The organism is Endozoicomonas sp. ISHI1, from assembly GCF_024606225.1.
Classification (GTDB): Bacteria; Pseudomonadota; Gammaproteobacteria; order Pseudomonadales; family Endozoicomonadaceae; genus Endozoicomonas_A.
In genome coordinates this window covers 16836-35975 of the sequence record NZ_JAGRPU010000025.1, presented here as the reverse complement: position 1 = coordinate 35975, position 19140 = coordinate 16836, and the positions used below count along the sequence as shown (strand labels likewise).

General features: G+C 48.3%; 8 protein-coding genes. All 8 read right to left on the bottom strand.

The annotated features are described in order from the left end of the window. Positions 1-310: 310 nt before the first annotated feature. Positions 311-2392 (bottom strand): hypothetical protein, encoded by a 2082-nt coding sequence (locus tag KBW69_RS15675; protein WP_257274167.1) that lies wholly within the window; start codon positions 2390-2392, stop codon positions 311-313. Between the two features lie 133 nt (positions 2393-2525). Then, the gene (locus KBW69_RS15670) at positions 2526-4523 is read right to left on the bottom strand and encodes a hypothetical protein (RefSeq protein ID WP_257255048.1); all 1998 of its coding nucleotides are present in this window, start codon (positions 4521-4523) and stop codon (positions 2526-2528) included. 480 nt (positions 4524-5003) lie between these two features. Then, positions 5004-7505 (bottom strand): hypothetical protein, encoded by a 2502-nt coding sequence (locus tag KBW69_RS15665; protein ID WP_257281458.1) that lies wholly within the window; start codon positions 7503-7505, stop codon positions 5004-5006. Between the two features lie 321 nt (positions 7506-7826). Then, positions 7827-9944 (bottom strand): hypothetical protein, encoded by a 2118-nt coding sequence (locus KBW69_RS15660; RefSeq protein WP_257281457.1) that lies wholly within the window; start codon positions 9942-9944, stop codon positions 7827-7829. Between the two features lie 234 nt (positions 9945-10178). Next, positions 10179-11921 carry a hypothetical protein gene (locus tag KBW69_RS15655; protein ID WP_257281456.1) on the bottom strand — a complete coding sequence of 581 codons (1743 nt, stop codon included), beginning with the start codon at positions 11919-11921 and terminating at the stop codon, positions 10179-10181. A gap of 203 nt (positions 11922-12124) precedes the next feature. Further along, entirely contained in the window at positions 12125-14047 is a 1923-nt protein-coding gene (locus KBW69_RS15650) for a hypothetical protein (RefSeq protein ID WP_257274253.1), read from the bottom strand. 159 nt (positions 14048-14206) lie between these two features. Beyond that, entirely contained in the window at positions 14207-16474 is a 2268-nt protein-coding gene (locus KBW69_RS15645; RefSeq protein WP_257274254.1) for a hypothetical protein, read from the bottom strand. Positions 16475-16605: 131 nt separating this feature from the next. Then, a complete protein-coding gene (locus KBW69_RS15640; protein WP_257253556.1) occupies positions 16606-18837 on the bottom strand; it encodes a hypothetical protein in 2232 nt (743 codons plus the stop codon). Between the last annotated feature and the right edge of the window lie 303 nt (positions 18838-19140).

Here is a 19140-nt window from a genome sequence, read left to right as displayed (position 1 = left end):
GTGAAGCCCCTTTGGGATTTTGAAACGGATAAGTGTTAAGGAAGCCCCGCTTTCTTCTGGAAGGCGATAATTATGCAGCCTGAGCAAGCCGTCGATTATAGTCAAGTCATCATAGGTGGGAGGCAAATTCCCGTTCATTGGCACATCATCATTAAGTGATACGGTAGGGGCAGTTGTACAGACTGCCTCTGCAATCATTGAGTGTGTAGGGCTAACTGTCGAGCTTTCTACGGAATTCAGCGACCATTCATCGGGCCCTCTGCTATCGGATGATTACAACGGGCAAGCCTAATGAAAGGGAGGTAGGTTGTTACCTATTTGCTTTAATTTCTTTAGGTCTGGAGCCATCATTCTGGTTAGGATAAAAAGACTTGCGCTTTCGGTGTGTTCTTTTGTGCCTGGACAGTGCGTGGGTATTCTGGAAGGCCTTACCGAACGGCCGCAGCAGGCCATCCTCCCTGCATAACCTCTGCTGACCATCCTCTCCGATCACTGGCAGGTTACAGATTTGTTGCCCGCTGTGGATGCTTTTTTTGTGATCTTTCAAGGCGTTGGCATTTTTGCAGACCAGTCCGCATGGCAGCCGCTGGTCACTCTCCTCGTTCACTGTCTTATCAGAGGTTTTTTGTCCGCTGTGATATTTGCTTTTGTGACATGACAGAGAACGAGCATTTTTTAAGACCCGCTCACATGGTCGTCCCTGACCATCGTCCCCGACCACAATCGCGTTACAGATTTTTTGCCCACTATGGTTTCTTTTTTTGTGATCCGTCAGGGCATTCACACTCTTGCAGACCGCTCCGCATGATTTCTTTTGACCATCCCGCCCGACCACTGTTTCGTTGCATGTTCGTGGCCCGGAATGGTTGCTTCTTTTGTGATCTGACAGGGCTTTAGCGTTCTTGCAGACCTTTCCGCATTGCTGCTGGCCATCCCTTCCAGCCACTGTTGCATTGCAGATTTTTTGGCCGGTGTGTTCTTTTCTATTGTGATCCGATAGGGCTTTAGCACTCTTGCAGACCTTTCCGCATGGCTGCTGTTGGCCATCCTTCCTGACCACGCTTTCGTGGCAGGTTTGTTGTCCAGTGTGGATGCTTCTTTTATGAGACGACAATGTTTTAGCATTCTTGCATACCTCCCCGCATGGTCGCGGTTGGCCATCTGCACCGACCACTGTTTCGTAGCAGGTCTTTTGCCCGCTGTGATCTTTTAATTTGTGATCCCACAAAGCTTGAGTATTCTTGCAGGTTTTCCCGCATGGTCGATGCTGGCCATCCCCTCCGGTTACGGTTTGGACACAGATTCTTTGTCCGCTGTGGAATATTCTTTTGTGTGCTATCAGGCTATTAGCATTCCTGTAGACCTTGCCGCATGGCCGCTGTTGGGCATCTTTCCCGACCACGATCACGTCACAGGTTGGCTGTCCGAAGTGCTCTCTGCTTTTGTGATCCGACAGGACTTTTTGACAACGGGTAGCCCCTCCGGAAGGAAGGCAGCCCAAAGGTGAAGTCACCATGGGGCGTTTGAAATGGGTAAGCGTACAGTTAATCCCGGTTTTTTCTGGAGGGATATGGCTTCGAAGATTGAGTAACCCGTGGATTATAATCCAGTCATCAGAGTTGGCAGGCAAATTCCCGAGCATTGTCACATCATAATTGGGTGGTTCGGCTGAGTCTGTTGTAGAGACTGCCCCCGGGCCAATTAAATGTCTACAGCTGGCTGTAGAACTTTCTGCGGAATTCAGCGGCCATTCAGCGGATTCTCTGCTACCGGATGATAATCGGAAACTGCAAACGCCACGACAGGGAGAGACGAAACAATTGAAACCCAGGGTGTGCAGAGCTTGTTGAGGACCTCTGTTACCGCCGCCATAGTCAGAATAGAGAAGGTTAGCGAAATAGCCTGTAGATTGTGGGGCTCCCGGCGCTTGCTGGCTGGATGATTCTGATGGCTGATGTGATTGTTGGTCATCTACAGAGCGAAGCATCATAGTGATGGTAGCAAACGGTTGATCCCCCTGTGTCTGCGTAGATGTTGCCTCTTGTTGTTGGATTGGATTAAACAGCATGAAATCGTTAGTCAAATTGCTTTCTAAAAGCCAACCGGCTGCAACAACCACTTCTACAGGCAGCCTAACTCCGTAACTGCCGGGTCTGTTCGGTTTGTCATCAGACCGAAAATCCAGTCCTGCATAGTCGTTTGTGTCGAAAACCTCCGAAAGATTGTCCGGCAGGGTATGCCTGTCACGTTCTATAGAGACGCTCAGGTTTGGAAACACTGCCTTCTGTTCAAGCTTGATAATAAAACATTCTGTCCATGGTTCAGCCTGACAGACGACAGACAGCAACACTAGCAGAAACATTGTCGCCGCAGAGAGTGAGTGTTCAATCATTCTGTCCCTGTATTCTGGTCTCTGTAGAGCCAGGGTAGATCAAGAAAATAAGTCTTTTATCTGTCAATGATCTTTTGTTAAAAGCCAAGGGTAGCATCGAAAAAATTCTAATGAAAAGAAAGGTGTTATTTATTCAATTTACTTTTTTAGGGCTGGGTTCACCATCCTGATTCACAGGATAAGAGATGCGTTTCCGATGTGTTCTTTTGTGATCCCAAAGAGTTCTTTTATTCTTGCAGACCTTCCCGCATGGCCGCAGCTGACCATCTTCCCCAGCCACGGTCACTTCACAGTTATACTGCCCGGTGTGGCATATGTATTTGTGAGACGCCAAAGATTGAGCATTCTTGCAGACCTTCCCGCATGACCGTTGGTCGCCATATTCTGTGGTCACGGTTACGTCACAGGTTTGTTGCTCAGAGTGATCTCTTCTTCTGTGATCCCGCAGGGCTTGGGCATTTTTGCAAACTGTGCCGCACGATCGCAGCTGGCCATTATCCCCGACCACGGCCATAACACAGGTTTTTTGCCCGGAGTGTAAGCTGCTTTTGTGAACCGACAGGGATTTAGCATTCTTGTAGACTGCCCCGCATGGTCGCTGCTTACCATCCACTCCGAGAACGTTTACGTAACAGGTTTGTGGTCCGGCATGGGTTTTGCGTTTGTGATCCGACAAGGCTACAACATTCTTGTAGACCATCCCGCATGGCCGCAGTTGGCCGTCATTCCCGGCCACGGTTATGTTACAGATTTGATGCTCACTGGGGTGCCTTCTGCTTTTGTGATCCGACAAGACTTTGGCATTTTTGCAGACCCACCCGCATGGCTGCTGCTGGCCATTCTCCCCGACCACGGGCAAGTTACAGGTTTGTTGCCCACTATGGGCTTTTCTTTTGTGATCTGATAAGCCTTTAGCATTTTTGCAGACTTTCCCACATAGCCGTGGCTGACCATCCTCCCCGACAAAGGTCGCGTCACAGAGCTTTTGCCCAGTGTGGTATGAGCTTTTGTGAACCGATAGGGCAGCAGCATTCTTGCAGATCTTCCCACATGGTCGAGGCTGACCATCCTCCTCGAACACGGTTACGTCGCAGGTTTGTTGCTGGCTGCTGTGAATTTCGCCTGTGTGACCCCGCAGGGATTGTTGGCAATGCGAAGGCGTAAAGCTAATGCCGGTTTTTTCCGGAAGGCTATGCCTTCTGAGACTGAGTAAACTGTGGATGATAATCCAGTCATCGGAGTTGGCAGGCTGGTTCCTGTGCATTGTCACATCATAAATGGCAGGTTCGGTTGGGTCTGTTGCAGTGGTTGCCCCTGCACTTATTGAGTATCTATAGTTTCTTCCTTTATAGTTGCCGCCTCTATAGTTGTCAGTCATACTTTTTTCTGAATTCAGCGGCCATTCAGCGGGTTCTCTGCTATCAGATGATGATCGGAAACTACAAACGCCATGACAGGGAAAGATGAAACAATTCAAACCCAAAGTATGTAGAGTTTGCTGAGAGCCTCCGTTACCGTCGGCAGAGTCAGTATTCAGAGGGTTAGTGAAAGAGCCTGTAAGGTGGCAGGGGGTTCCCGCGGTTGGTTGCCCAGAGGGTTCTGATGGCTGGAAGGGCTGTTGGTTATGTCCGGAGCCATGCACCATCGTGATGGCGGCAAATGAGTGCCCCTCCAGTGTCAGCATAGTGGTTGCTGCTTGTTGTTCGATCGGCTTAAACGACAGTGAATCGGGGTTCCAATAGCTGTTTAAAAGCCAACCGATGGCAACAACCACTTCTACAGGTAGCCATGAATAGGGGGTGGAGCTGAGAGGAACGTCCTTGGTGGCCAGGATCGTCTCGTACACCTGCAAGTGAGTGGCATAAAGCCATTGCCACGAAATCGATTCAATAAGGAGCGTTTTTACCCCGTAACTGTTAAATTTGTGTCGTTTGTCATCAGGCGATGAACTGATTCCTGCATAGTTCCTTGTGTTGACAAGGTCTGAAGGGGTGCCCGGCGATGCGAGCAGGCCACGCTTGATAGAAAAGCTTTGGTCTGGAAACACTTCATTCTCTTCAAACTCGAGAATAAAACGTTCTGTCCACGCTTCGGCCTGACAAACGACAGATCTAAAAAGTAGTAGCAACATTAGCGGCAACAGTGATGCCGCAAAGAATGGGTGTTTAATATTTCTATCCCTGTGTTCTGGTGACTAGAGAGCAAGGATAGATCAAGAAAATAAGTCTGCTTTCTGTCAAAGACCTTTTGCTCTGCAGGAGACAATTTCGTAAAGAATCCTGTTATAAAAGGGAGAGTGGGTACTCGCCTGCAGGTATAACTGCAAGCTTATGAACTCAAGCTAAATGATTCCCTCCTTTGCGAAAATGACGACCTCCTACTTAGCGACCATCATGATGTTGATTTTGAACTGGCCAAAGTCCCGTTTGGTGCGATCCAGACAGACAACCCAGTTCCCTTCGGGCGCCACCCAGTCAACGACTCTTCTGGCAATTTCACCCTTTCATATCAAGCTTTGTCTCGAAACTGTCCTCCTACAGAGGATCTTTTGTAAAAAACTGAAGGTGACACTGGGAGAAACCTCATTGATCCCATGTACTGGATCAAATCGTTACTTATTCTGTTTACCCTGTTTAGGATTGCGACCATCATCGTGTTCCGGATCAACAGACTTACGTTTTCGATGGCTTTTTTTATGATACGACAGGACTCTGACATTTTTGCAGACCATCCTGCACGGCTGCGGTTGGCCATCCTCCCCGGTCACAATTAGGTCACAAGTTTTTGGTCCGGAGTGGTTTCTTCTTTTGTGCTCATAAAGGGCTCTAGCACTTATGCAGATCCTGCCGCATGGCCGCAGCTGGCCATCCTTCCCGGTTACGTTCACGACACAGGTTTGTTGCCCGCTGTGGCATCTGCTTTTGTGCACTGACAGGGTTTGAGTATTCTTGCAGACTATCCTGCATGGTCGCGGCTGGTCATCCTCTCCGATCACAGTTACGTTACAGGTTTTTTGCTCGGAGTGCTCTTTGCATTTGTGAGACGACAGGGCTTGAGCATTTCTGAAGACCTTTGCGCATGGTCGCTGCAGACCATCTTCCCCGACCAAGGTAAGGACACAGGTTTGTTGCCCGCTATGGACTTTTCGTTTGTGATCTGAAAAGCTTTTAGCATTCTTACAGATCATCCCGCATTGCCGTGGCTGGCCATCTTCCCCGACTACTATTACGTCACAGGTTTTTTGCCCGGTGTGGTTTCTGCTTTTGTGCTCTGACAAGGTTTGAGCATTCTTGCAGACCATCCCGCATGACCGCAGCTGGTCATCCTCTCCGACTACTATTACGTCACAGGTTTTTTGCCCAGTGTGATCTCTGGTTTTGTGAGACGACAGGGCTTGTTCATTCTTGCAGGCCTTACCGCATGGTCGCCGCTGGCCATCCTGCCCGATCACGGTTATGTGGCAGGTTTGTTGCCTGCTGTGGACTTTTTTTTTGTGATCCGAAAAGCCTTTAGCATTCTTGCAGACCGTCCCGCATGATCGAGGCTGAGCATCTTCCCCGACCACGGTAACGTCACAGAGTTTTTCTCCACTGTGGATTTTTCTTTTGTGATCCGACAGGCCTTTGGCATTCTCGAAGACCTTTCTGCATGGTTGCTGCCGGCCATCCTTCCCGACCAAGGTCACGTCACAGATTTGTTTCCCGTTGTGGACGTTGTTTTTGTGTTTCCAAAGGGCTTTAGTATTCGGGAAGACCTTCCCGCATGGCCGCAGCTCCCCATCCTTCATGACCAAGGTCATGTGACAGGTTTGTCGCTGCCTGACGTGCTTTCTGCTTTTGTGACCCGACAGTGATTTAGCATTCTTAAAGACCCTCCCGCACGGCCGCGGCTGACCATTCTCCCCGATCAGGGTCACGTTACAGATTTTTTGCCCGGTGTGGTATGAGCTTTTGTGAACCGATAGGGCTACAGCATTCTTACAGACCTTTGCGCATGGTCTCGGCTGGGCTTCTTCCCCGACTATGATTACGTCACAGGTTTGTTGCTGCCCTCTGTGAATTTTACCTGTATGATCCGACAGGGGCTGTTGGCAATAGGTAGCTCCTCCGGAAGGTAGGCTGCCCGGAGATGGAATCACCATTGGATTGGTGAAATAGACAGGCGTGTTGCTAATCCCGGTTTCTTCTGAAAGGCTATGGTTTCCCAGATTGAGTAACCCATGGACGATAATCCATTCATCAGAGTTGGCAGGCTGATTCCTGCGCATTGTCATATGACAATTGGCTGGTTCGGCTGGGTCATTTGTAGAGATTGCATCTACACTGATTGAGTATCCATAGTTGCCTGTCGAACTTTCTTCAGAATCCGGCGGCCATTCAGCGGGCTCTCTGCTATTGGATGATGGTCGGAAACTACAAACACCATGACAGGGAAAGACGAAACAATTTAAACTCAAAGTATGCAGAGTTTGCTGAGAGCCTCCGTTATTGTCGGCAGAGTCAGTATCCAGAGATTTGGTGAAAGAGCCTGTAAGGTCGCTTTGAACTCCCGCGGCCTGCTGTCTTGATGGTTCTGATGGCTTGTGCGGTTGTTGGCTATGTCCAGAGCCAGGCACCACAGTGATATAGGCAAATGGCTGCCCCCGCTGTATCACCATAGTTGCTGCTCTTGGTTGTTCTTTTGGTTTAAACGACATTGAGTCGAAATTCCAATAGCTTTTTAAAAGCCAACCGACGGTAAGAATCACTTCTACAGATAGCCATGAATAAGGGTTGGAGCGTAGAGGGGCGTCCATAGTGCTCCGGATTAGTTCGTAACGCACCAGCAGATGAATGGCGTAAAGCGATGGCCACGAAATCGATTCAACAAGAGTCTCTTTTACACCGTAACTGTAAGTCTTGTGTTGTTTGAATTCGGGTGGTGAACCGAGTTCTTTATTATCGCTTGTGTCGGCAATTTTAGGTGAACTGAACGACAGTGTACGTAGGACTGGATTTATAGAAAAGCTCTGGTTTGAAAGCATTTTATTTTGTTGAAGCTCAACAATAAAATATTCAGTCCGCGGTTCTGCCTGACAAACGACAAAAAACGGTAGTAGCAAAAGTGGTAGCAAAAGTGATGTCGCAAAGAGTGAGTGTTTAATAATTCTATCCCTGTATCCTGGTGACTAGAGAGCAATGATAGATCAAGAAAATTAGTCTGCTTTCTGTCAAAGACCTTTTGATAAAAGCCGAAGGCGGTGCCGGGAAAAAACTTATGAAAGGGCTAGCAGCCTGTCGGACTTAAGGCTGTCCTACTGCGGTTGCAATAAATTGGTCTAAAAATTCCTGCTTCTTCGTCAAATAGCTCGCTATTCTCCTCAGAAGCAGAAATTTTTATCCTCAATTTCTTGCAGTCCTCGCTACGGACGCTTAAGTCCGACAGGCTGCTAGTGTCAGTTATTTAGTTTGAGTTTTTTAGAGCCGGGGTCATCATTCTGGTTCACATCAACAGGCTTTCGTTTTGGATGGTTTCTTTTGTGATTTGTTAGAGCTTCAGCGTTCTCGCAGAGCGTACTGCATGCCTGATGCTGACCGTCCTCCCCGACTACCATAAGGTCACATTTTTTATTCTCGGTGTGGTATCTACTTATATGAGACGACAGAGATCGAGAGTTCATGCAGACCGTCTCGCATGTTCGCTGCTGGCCATGCTCTGTAGTCATGATCACGTCACAGATTTGTGGTGCAGTGTGGTCTCTTCTTATCTGACTCTGTTGTGCTTGAGCATCCTTGCAGATGCTTCCGCATGGTTGCTGCTGGCCATCCTTTACGACCACGATTGCGTCACGGGTTCGTGATCCTATGTGGAATTTACTTTTATGAGCATTCAGGGCTCGAGCATTCTTGAAGGTGATCCCGCATGGCCGCGGCTGGCCATCCGGGCCGGTCAATATCTCGACACAGGTTTTTGGTCCCGTGTGGTATCCACTTTTGTGAGACGACAGGGCATGAGCATGCATGTAAATCTTTCCGCATGTTCGAGGCTGACCGTCCTTACCGACCACTGTTGCGTTGCAGGTTTGTGGCCCGGTTTGCTTTTTTCTTCTATGAACCCTCAGGGCTTTAGTATTCTTGTAGACTGTCCCGCGTGCTCGCGGTTGGCCACACTCTGTGGCCACAGTCACGTCACCAGTGTGTTGTGCGGTTTGGCCTTTTCTTGTCTGATGCTGCTGTGCTTGAGCATTCTTGCAGACCCTTCCAAATGGTTGCTGCTGGCCATCCTCCCCGACCACGGTTGCATCACGGGCTAGTGTTACTCTGTGGAATTTACTTTTATGATGCGACAGGGCTCGGGCATTCTTGAAGGCGCTCCCATATGGCCGCATCTGACCATCCGGGTCGATCACTGTCTCGACACAGGTTTTTTGTCCTGTGTGGTATCCACTTTTGTGAGACGTCAGGGTATGAGCATTCTTGTAAATCTTCCCGCATGTTCGCGGCTGACCGTCCTCACCGATCACTGTTGAGTTGCAGGCATGTGGCCCGGTGTGCTTTGTTCTTCTTTGATCAGGCAGGGCTTTAGTATTCTTGAAGACCTCACTGAGTAGTCGCTGTTGGCTCCCAATCAGTGTTGTATCACAAGTTTGTTGTCGGGTGTTGCCTTTGCGATCTGATAGGGCTTTTTGATCATGTGCTGCTCCGAATGCAACCTTCTTAGGTGTTACCGGAGGTTGTACTGTGCCTGTCTGGGTAAGCGTAAAAGAAATTACGGTTTTTTCCTCAAGGTTATTGGTAACGAGTTGAAGAGTATATGGATCGAGTGACCCATGAATGACCGTAATATCATTAATGGTGGAAGGCGCATTCCCATGCATTGGCGCATCATCACTGGGTGGCCATTCAACTGGCTCTCTGCTGGCAGATGATGGCCGGAATTGGCAAATGCCATGACAGGGACGAACAAAGCAGTTTAGACCCAAAGTATGAAGGTATTGTTGAGGATCTCCGTCACCGTCGGCAGAGTCAGAATCCGGGATAGTGGTGAAAGAGTCTGTAGGCTGGGTGCCCGCTTGAGAGGCATGCTGGCTTGATGATTCTGATGGATGGTGTCGTTGTTGGTTATGTCCAGAGCCAGGCACTACAGTGAAGGAGGCAACTGGATGCCCTCCCTGTGTCAGCATAGTTGTTGCTTTTTGTTGTTCGATCGGTTTAAACAACAGAAAATATATATTCCAATAGTTTTTTAAAAGCCAGCCGAAGGTAACAACCACTTCTACGGGTATCCATGAATAAGAGTTAGGGCCGGGAGAAGCGTCTTTGGTGTCCGGGATCAGTTCGTAACTCAATTGCATATGAGTGGTGTAAAGCCACTGCCACGAAATAGATCCAATAAGGATCATTTTTACCCCGTAACTGTAAAAAATGTGTCGTTTGTTATCGGGCAGCGATTCAAGTTCTTCATAATCTCTTGTGTCGGCAATGTCTGACGGGTCGCCTGGCAATGTTTGCAGACATCGCTTTACAGAAAAGCTCTGGTCTGGCGACACTGCATTTTGTTCAAGCTCGACCATAACATATTCTGTCCACAGTTCGGCTTGACAAACGACAGAAAAAAACTGCAATAGTAAGAGCGATGCCGAAAACAGTGTTGTCTCAAAGATTGGGTATTTAATAATTCTATCCCTGTATTCTGGTGACTAGAGAGCAAGGATAGATCAAGATAATGAGTCTGTTTTCTGTCAAAGACCTTTTATAAAAGCCTAAGGTAGCAACGGGAAAAAACTCACGAAAGGAGTATCAGATCTTTAGTCATTCAATTTACCTTTTCTAGGGCTTGGGTCACCACTCTGGGTGAGATCACAAGACTTGTGTTTTCGATATCTTCTTTTGTGATCCGCCAGGGCTAGGCGATTCTTGCAGACCTTCCCGCATGGAAGCAGCTGTCCATCCTCTCCGTCTATGATCAAGTCGCAGGTTTGTTGTTCGCTGTGGGCCCTTCTTTTGTGATCTGCCAAGGATCTGATATTCTTGCGGACCGTCCCGCATGGTCGCAGCTGACCATCCTCCCCGATCACGTTCAGGTCACAGGTTTGTTGCCCACTGTGCTCTCTTCTTTTGTGATCTGACAGGATACTGGCATTCTTGCAAACTGTCCTGCATGGTAGAGGCTGGTCATCCTCCCCAACTATAGGTATGTTGCAGATTTGCGGTCCGGAGTGCTCTCTGCTTTTGTGAGAAGACAGAGATTGTGGGTTCTTACAGACCTTCCCACATGGCCGCTGCTGACCATCCTCCCCGACCACGGCCACGCTACAGGTTTTTTGCACCGAGTGTTCTCTTCTTTTGTGAAACGACAGGCCCTTGGCATTCTTGCAGACCGTCCCGCATTGTTGCGGCTGGCCTTCATCCCCAATCACTGTTACAGCACAGGTTTGTTGCCCGGAGTGCTCTCTGCTTTTGTGAGAAGACAGGGATTTAGAATTCTTAAAGACCTTCCTGCATTGCCGCTGCCGTCTATCCTCTCGGGCCACGGTAGTGTAACAGGTTTGTTCACTGCTATGGGTTATTCTTCTGTGGTCTGCCAGCGCTCGTGTATTTTTGCAAGCCTTCCCACACGGTCGTTGCTGACCATTCTGCCCGACTAATGTCAGACTGCAGATTTTTGGCCCGGTGCGGTCTCTTCTCATGTGATTCGACCGGGCTTTTTCGCGATGGGTGGCCTCTCCGGAAGGAAGGCAGCCTGAAGATGAAGTCCCCGCTGGGTTGGTCAAATGAGCAGGTGTACAGGAAATCCCTGTTTCTTTGGCTTGATTATGACCAGCTAGCTTGAGTAGTCCATTGATTATAATCCAGTCATCAGGAGGGGTAGGAAAATTCCTTTGCATGGTCTCATCACAATTGGTTGATCCGTCTGGATCAGTTGCATTGACTGCCCCTGAACTTACTGAGTGTGAAGGGTTTTTTGAACTTTCAATGAAGTTCAACGGCCATTCAGCAGACTCTCTGCTGCGTGATGATGGTCGAAGACTACAAACGCCAAGGCAGGGAGAGATAAAACAATTTAAATCTAAAGTATGCTGAGGTTGATGAGGGCCCCTGTTACCATCGCCTGAGTCAGAATGCAGGGGGCTTCTGAACATGCCTGTATGTTCGTTCGTTGCGCCTGAGGCTTGCTCGCCGGATGATTCTGATAGCCGACTCGGTTGTTGGGTATGTCCAGAGCCAAACATTACTTCTACAGGTAGCCATGAATAAGGGGTGGAGCATAGCGACAGCTCTTTGGTGATCACGGTCAGCTCGTATCCAGCCAGTAAATGAGAGAGGTAAAGAAACTGCCACGAAATCGATTTTATAATGCTCCTTTTGACTCTGTAACTGACAAACCTGTGTCGTTTGTTATATGGCGGCGAATCTGATTCTGCATAGATATTTGTGTCGGTAATGCGCGGTAGATGTCCAGGAAATACAGGCAGGTGTCGCTTTATAGAAAAGCTATGGTTTGGAAAAACCGAATTTTGTTTAAGCTCGACAATAAAGCGTTCTGTCAATGGTACTGCCTGACAGACGACAGAAAACAAAAATATCGGCGATAATAGTACTGACAAGAGTGAGTGTCTAATAATTCTATCCTTGCATTCTAGTGTGTAAGGAGAAAGGATAGATCAAGAAAATAAGTCTGTTTTCTGTCAAAGACCTTTTGTTAAAAAACAAGGGCGGTACAGTGAAAACCTCATGAAAGGAAGGGACTTATTCAGTTAACCTTTTTCAGACAGGGGGCATCATCCTGGTTCACATCAAGATGCTTGCGCTTTCGATGGTTTCTTTTGTGATCCGTCAGGGTTTTGACATTCTTGTAGGTCTTCCCGCATGGCCGCAGCCGACCACCTTCTCCAACCACGGCGACGTCGCAGATTTGTTGCCCGGTGTGATCAGTTCTTTTATGATCAGACCGGGCTCTGGCATTTTTAAAGACCTTCCCGCATGGCCGCAGCTGCCCATCCTCGTGGACCACGGTCACTTCACAGGTTTTTTGTCCGGAGTGCTCTCTGCTTTTGTGAGATGACAGAACTTGAGCATTTTTGCAGACCGTCCCGCATGGCCGCAGCTGACTATCCTCCCCTACCACTGTCATGTAACAGATTTGTTGTCCGGAGTGCTCTCTGCTTTTATGAGCAGATAGGTCCAAGGCACTTTCGCAGACCGTGCCGCACGGGCGCTGCTGACCATCCTCTCCGATCACGGTTACATTACAGGTTTGTTGCCCGCTGTGGACTTTTCTTTTGTGATCCGTCAGGCCTTTAGCATTCTTGCAGACTGCACTGCATTGTCGCGGTTGACCATCCTCCGCGATTACTGTTATGTAACAGACTTTTTGCCCGCTGTGGATCTTTCTTTTGTGTTCCGACAGGGCTTTAGCATTCCTATAGAGTTTCCCACATGGCCGCAGTTGACTGTCCGCACCGACTACTGTCTCATCACAAGTTTTTTGCCCGGAGTGCTCTCTGATTTTGTGAAACGACAGAGTTTGAGTATTCTTGCAGACAGTACCGCATGGCCGCTGTTGGCCATACTTCCCAACCACTGTCTCGTCACAGGTCTGTTGCCCGGTGCGGTCTCTTCTTTTGTGATTCGACAGAGCTTGTTGGTCATGGGAAGGCGTACAGAAAATCCCTGTTTCTTCAGGATGTGTATGATCGTGTAGTTTGAGCAACCCATTGATTATAATCCAGTCATCAGAGGTGACAAGCAAGTTTTGGGGCATTGTCACATCATTATTGACGGGCCCGGCTGGGTCAGTTGCATAGGCTGCCCCTGCAATTATCGAGAATCTGGCATTATCAGCATCAAAATGACCGGTGCAACGAACGCAGAGCCCATTAGCCATGTGGGGGTGTGAGCTTTGTCCGGGTGTTGTCCCTGTATGGACTGTCGAATTTTCTGCGGAATTCAACGGCCATTCAGCGGGTACTCTGCTGTAGGTTGATGATCGAAATATACAAACGCCACGACAGGGATGGACAAAGCAATTTAAACCCAAAGTATGCAGAAGTTGTTGAGGGCCTCGGTTACCGCCGCCAAACGTAGAATACAGGGGGCTGGTGAAAGTCCCTGTAAGTTCGTTCGTTGCTCCTGAAGTATGCCCATCGGATGATTCTGATAGCGGGTGTGGTTGATTATGTTCAGAGCCAGGTACCATAGCGATGGTGATAAAACCCTGTTTAAGCGTAGAGTTTGCCTCTTGTTGTACGATTGGGTTAAACGACGGTGAACTAGGGTTCCAATAGCTTTTCACAAGCCAGCATACAGCGACAACCACTTGAGGAGGAAGCCATGAATAAGGTTTGGAGAACAGATAACTCACTTTGGTGGTCAGGATCAGTTCGTAGCCGCCAACCAGCATTTGAGTGGCGTAAAACAATTGCCACACAATCGATTCAATAAGGGGCGTTTTTACCCCGTAATTTTCAGATCTGCGTGGTTTTTCATCAGGAAGCAAATATGATCCCGCATAGCCGCCTTTGCCGGCAATGTCTGGCGGATTGCACGCTAAGGCAGTCAGGACACGCTTTACAGAAAAGCTCTGGTTGGGAAAAACTGAATTTTGTTGAAGCTCGACGATAAAACGTTCTCTTAATGGTTCGGCCTGACTGGAGACAGATAATAATATCAGCAACAGCAGTGCCCAAAAGAATAAGTTTTTAATGATTCTATCCCGGCATTCTGTAAGTTAGAGAGGAAGGATAGATCAAGAAAATAAGCGAGCTTTTTTGTCAAAGACATTCCTGTTAAAACCAAAGGCGGCACTGAGCAAAGCATGACGTCGGTCAGATCGTTACTGATTCACATCAGCACGTTTGCGTTTTCGATGATTTGTTTTGTGATCCGACAGGGCTTTGCGACTCTTACAGACCGTCCCGCATGGTCGCGACTGGCCATCTTCCCCGACTATTGGCAGGTTACAGATTTGTTGCTCGCTGTGATATCTGCCTCTATGGTCTGACAGAGCCAGAACACTTTTGCAGACAGCACCGCATGGCCGCTGCTGGCCATCCTCCCCGACTACTATCACTTCACAGATTTTATGCACGGTGTGGTATCTGGTTTTATGAGACGACAGAGACTGAGCATTCTTGCAGAGCGTTCCGCATGACCGATGCTGACCATCCTCTCCGACCACTATAACATTACAGATTTGTTGTTCGGTGTGGTGTCTTTTTTTGTGATCCGCCAGGGATCGAGCATTCTTACAGACCTTCCTGCATAACCGCAGTTCGTTATCCTCCACTACGGTTATGTGACAGGTCCGTTGCCCGCTGTGGATTTTTCTTTTGTGATCAAGCAGGGCTCGATCATTTCTGAAGACTTTCCCGCATGGCCGAAGCTGACCATCTTCTCCGAGCAATGCCTCGACGCAGGTTTGTTGCCCGCTGTGGTCCCTTTTCTTGTGATCAAACCGGGCTCTGGCATTCCTGAAGACCTTTCCGCATGGTCGAGGCTGGCCATCCTCCCCGACCAATGGCAAATTACAAATATGTTGTCCGCCGTGATATTTGCTTTTGTGATACGACAGGTTCAGAGCATTCTTGCAGACAGTACCGCATGGACGCTTCTGGCCATCCTGTCCGATCACTTTCACGTCACAGACTTGTTGTCCACTGTGCTCTCTTCTTTTGTGAACCGATAGGGAGCGAGCATTCTCGCAGGCCCTCCAGCATGGTCGTTGTTGACCATCCTTCCCGACTACCAACACTTCACAGGTTCTGTGTCCGCTGTGATATTGGCTTTTGTGAGACGACAGAGACTGCGCATTCTTGCAGATCTTTCCGCATGACCGCTGCTGACCATCGTTCCCGACCACTGTGACGTCACAGGTTTGTTGCTCGGTGTGGTGTATTCCTTCTTGATCCGCCAGTGCTTGAGCATTCTTACAGACCATGCCGGATGACCGCAGCTGGTTGTCCCTGCCGACCACGCTTGCGTCACAGGCCGGTTGCCCGATGTGCTCCCTGCCCCAGTGAGTCGACAGGACTTGTTGGCAATGTTCAGGTGTACAGGAAATCCCGGTTTCTTCAGGGTAATTATGAGCGCGTAGTTTGAGCAACCCATCGATTATAATCGAGTCTTCAGAGGTAGTAGGCAACTTCCCGTGCATTGTCAGATCATCATTGGCGGGGCCGACTGAATCAGCTGAATAGAATGCCCCTGGACATATTGAAAGTCTGGCATTTTTAGCATCAAGATGACCAATGAAACGAAAGCAGTGTTCATCAGCCCTGTGGGAGTATGAGCTTTGTCCGGGCGCTGCCCCTGTGTGACCTGTCAAATATTCTGAGGAATTCAGTGGCCATTCAGCGGGCTCTACGCTACCGGATGATGATCGAAATTTACAAACGCCACGACAGGGATGGACGAAACAGTTTAAATCCAAAGTATGCGGAAGTTGTTGAGGGTCTCGGTTACCGTCGGCAGAGTTAAAATACAGGGGGCTGGTGAAAGTACCTGTCACTTGGGTCGTTCCTCCTGAAGCTTGCTCGCCGGATGATTCTGATAGAGAGTGTGGTTGTTGGTTATGTTCAGAGCCAGCCAACATAGTGATGGTGGCAAACCCCTCTGTCAGCATAGATGTTGCTTCTTGTTGTGCGATGGGGTTAAACGACGGTGAATAGCAGTTCCAGTAGCTTTTTAAAAGCCAGCCGACTGCGAAACCCACTTCTGCTGGCAGCCATGAATAAGGGTTGGAGAGTAGAGAGGCATCTTTGGTGTTCAGGATCAATTCGTAGCCAACCAGCCGGTGAGTGGCATAAAGTAATTGCCACGAAATCGATTCAATAAGGGGCGTTTTTATCCCGTAAAGGCCAGGTCTGTGTGTTTTTTCATCAGGCGGCGAATTTGGTCCTGCATAGCTATTTGTGTCGGCAATGTCTGGTGGGCTGATCGGTAATGCAGGCAGGCCAGGCTTTATAGAAAAAACCTGTTCTGGAAAAAACGAATTTTGTAGAAGTTCGATAATAAAACGTTCTGTCAACGCTTTGGCCTGAGAGATGACAGGCAGCAACAATAATTGTAATGGCAGTGCCATAACGAGTAAGTGTTTAATCATTCTATCCTTGGGTTCTGAGCGATAGGGAGGAAGGATAGAGCAAAAAAATAACTGTTTTTTCAGTTGAGAATTTTCTGTTAAAAAACTCAAGATTATATCGGGCAAAACCTTATGAACGTGTAGTTGTCAGCTCAAGGGTTGAGGTCTGAGTTCCGGTCCTTGTTAACAGGTTTGCGCTTTCGATGCATTATTCTGTGATACGTCATAGCGGGTGCATTCTTGCAGATCTTCCCGCATGGCCGAGGCTGGCCATCCTTTCCAACCACTGTCAGGTCACAGGTTTGTTGCGTGGTGTGGTCTTTTATTTTGTGATAGTACAGAGTTTGAGCGTTCTTGCAGATCTTCCCGCAGGGCCGGGGCCGGCCATCTTCTCCAACTAATGTCATGCAGCAGATTTGTTGCCCGGTGTGTTCTCTTCTTTTGTGATAAGACAATGTTCCAGTGTTCTTGAAAACCTTCCCGCATGGTCGCAGCTGACCATCCTCCCCAACCACTGTAACGTCACAGGTTTTTTTCCCGGTATGGGTTCTTCTTCTATGATCAGCCAGGGCTTTTGAATTCTCACAAACCAACTTACATGGCTGAGGCTGGCCATCTTTCCCACTCACCGTCACGTCACAGGTTTTTTGCCCTGTGTGGTATCCACGTTTGTGTACTGAAAGGTTTCCAGCATTCTTGCAGACTTTCCCGCATGGCCGCGGCAGGCCATTCTCCCCGACCACTGTTGCGTCACAGATTTGTCGCCCACTGTGCTCTCTTCTTTTGTGATACGCCTGGTTCCTGGCATTTTTGGAGACTTTTCCGCATGTCCGCAGCTGGCCATCCTCCCCGACCACTGTTTCCAAACAGATTCGTTGTGCGGTGTGGTTTCTTGTCTTGTGATTTGTCAGGGCTTCAGCATCTTTGCAGACCTTCCCGCATTCCCGCAACTGGCCATCCTCTCCGGCGACGGTCACACTACATTTTTTTTGTCCGCTGTGTTTTCTGCTTTTGTGCTCCGACAGGGCATTAGGATTCTTGCACACCGTCCCGCATGGCTGGTGCAAACCGTCCTCTCCAACCACTGTTACATCACAGGTTTGTTGCCCGCAGTGGATTCTTCTTTTATGAGTTGACAGAGATCGAAGACTCTTGCAGACCGTCCCGCACGACCACTGCCGACCATCCCTACCGACCATTATAACGTTGCAGGTTTCTTGCCCGGAGTGGTATTTGCTTTTGTGAGATGACAGAGATTTGGCATTCTTGAAGACCTTCCCACATGGCCGCGTCAGGCGATCCTTCCCGACCACGTTTACGACACAGTTTCGTAGTTCGGTGTTGTTTTTTCTCTTGTGATTCGACAGGCCTTGTTGGTAATGGGTGATCCCTCCGGAAGTAAAACAGACCGGAGGTGAAGTCCCATTTTCTTCTGGGAGATCATGATTAATCAGACTGAGTAACTCGTTGGTTACAATGGAGTCATCAGCGTTGAGAGTCAAATTTTCGTGCATTATCAGATCATCATTGAATGACCCGGCAGAGACAGTTGCACAGGCTGCTTCTGCACTCATTGAGAGTGTAGGGTTGCCTGCTGAATTTTCTAATGAATTCATCGTCCATTCTGCGGCGCCCCTGATATCCGGTGATGGTCGGAAACAACAAACGCCAAAACAGGGAAAAATGAAACAATTTAAACCCAGTGTATGCAGAGGTTGATAAGGGTCTCTGCTACCGTCGCCATAGCCAAAATACATGAGGTTGGTGAAGCAGTTTGTGGGTTGGGAGGTAGTTCTCTTGACTTGCTGCTCTGATGATTTTGATGACAGGTATGGTAGTTGGTCATCTCCAGAGCCATGCGTCATAGCCATGGTGGTAAACTGATTATCCCCCTGTCTCTCAGTAGAAGTTGCCTCTTTTTGGTCAATCGTGTTAAACGACGGTGAGTTTAGGTGCCAATAACTTTTTAACAGCCAACCGACAGAGACAAGCACTTCTACAGGTAGCCATGAAGAAGGCTTGGTACATAGAGGGGGTCCTTTACTGGTCAGAAATAGTTCGTAATCTATCAACAGATGATTGGCGTAGAGCGATCGCCAAAAATTTGATTCAATAATGGTCGTCTTTAACCCGTAAATGTTAAAACTGTGTCGTTTGTCATCAACCGTAGAATCAAGTTCTGCATAGCTGTTTGTGTCGGCAATGTCTTGCCAGGTTCCTGGAAAAGTATGCATTCCAGACTTTATAGAAAAGCTCTGGTTTGAAAAATTCACATACTGTATAAGTGCGACAATATCTCGTTCCGTCAAGGGTTGGGCCTGACAAACGACAGTCGACAACAGTATCAGCAATAGCGGCACCAAAAATAGTGAGTTTTTAATCATTTTATCTCTGGATTCTGATCGATAGAAAGGAAGGATAGAGCAAAAAAAATAACAGTGTTTTCTGTAAGAGAACTTCTGTTAAAACTAAAGGTTTTATCGGGTAAAACCTATGAATTTGTGACTTTCAGTTCAAGAGTTGAGACCTCTGTAGGGGGCAATTTCGTAACGAATCTTGATATAAAAGTGAGAGTGTGTACTCGCCAGCAGGTATAACTGCAAGCTTATTGACACAAGCTGAAGATTACCTTGAGCAGAATAAAACGATGGAGTCGGCCATTGTCCGCGAAAAACAGCTGAAGATGT

What these genes read in the sequence shown, in the direction of transcription:
- KBW69_RS15645 (WP_257274254.1), bottom strand. Translation starts at nt 16,474, where the DNA reads ATGATTAAACACTTACTCGTTATGGCACTGCCATTACAATTATTGTTG.
- KBW69_RS15640 (WP_257253556.1), bottom strand. Translation starts at nt 18,837, where the DNA reads ATGATTAAAAACTCACTATTTTTGGTGCCGCTATTGCTGATACTGTTG.
- KBW69_RS15660 (WP_257281457.1), bottom strand. Translation starts at nt 9,944, where the DNA reads ATGGTCGAGCTTGAACAAAATGCAGTGTCGCCAGACCAGAGCTTTTCT.
- KBW69_RS15670 (WP_257255048.1), bottom strand. Translation starts at nt 4,523, where the DNA reads ATGTTGCTACTACTTTTTAGATCTGTCGTTTGTCAGGCCGAAGCGTGG.
- KBW69_RS15675 (WP_257274167.1), bottom strand. Translation starts at nt 2,392, where the DNA reads ATGATTGAACACTCACTCTCTGCGGCGACAATGTTTCTGCTAGTGTTG.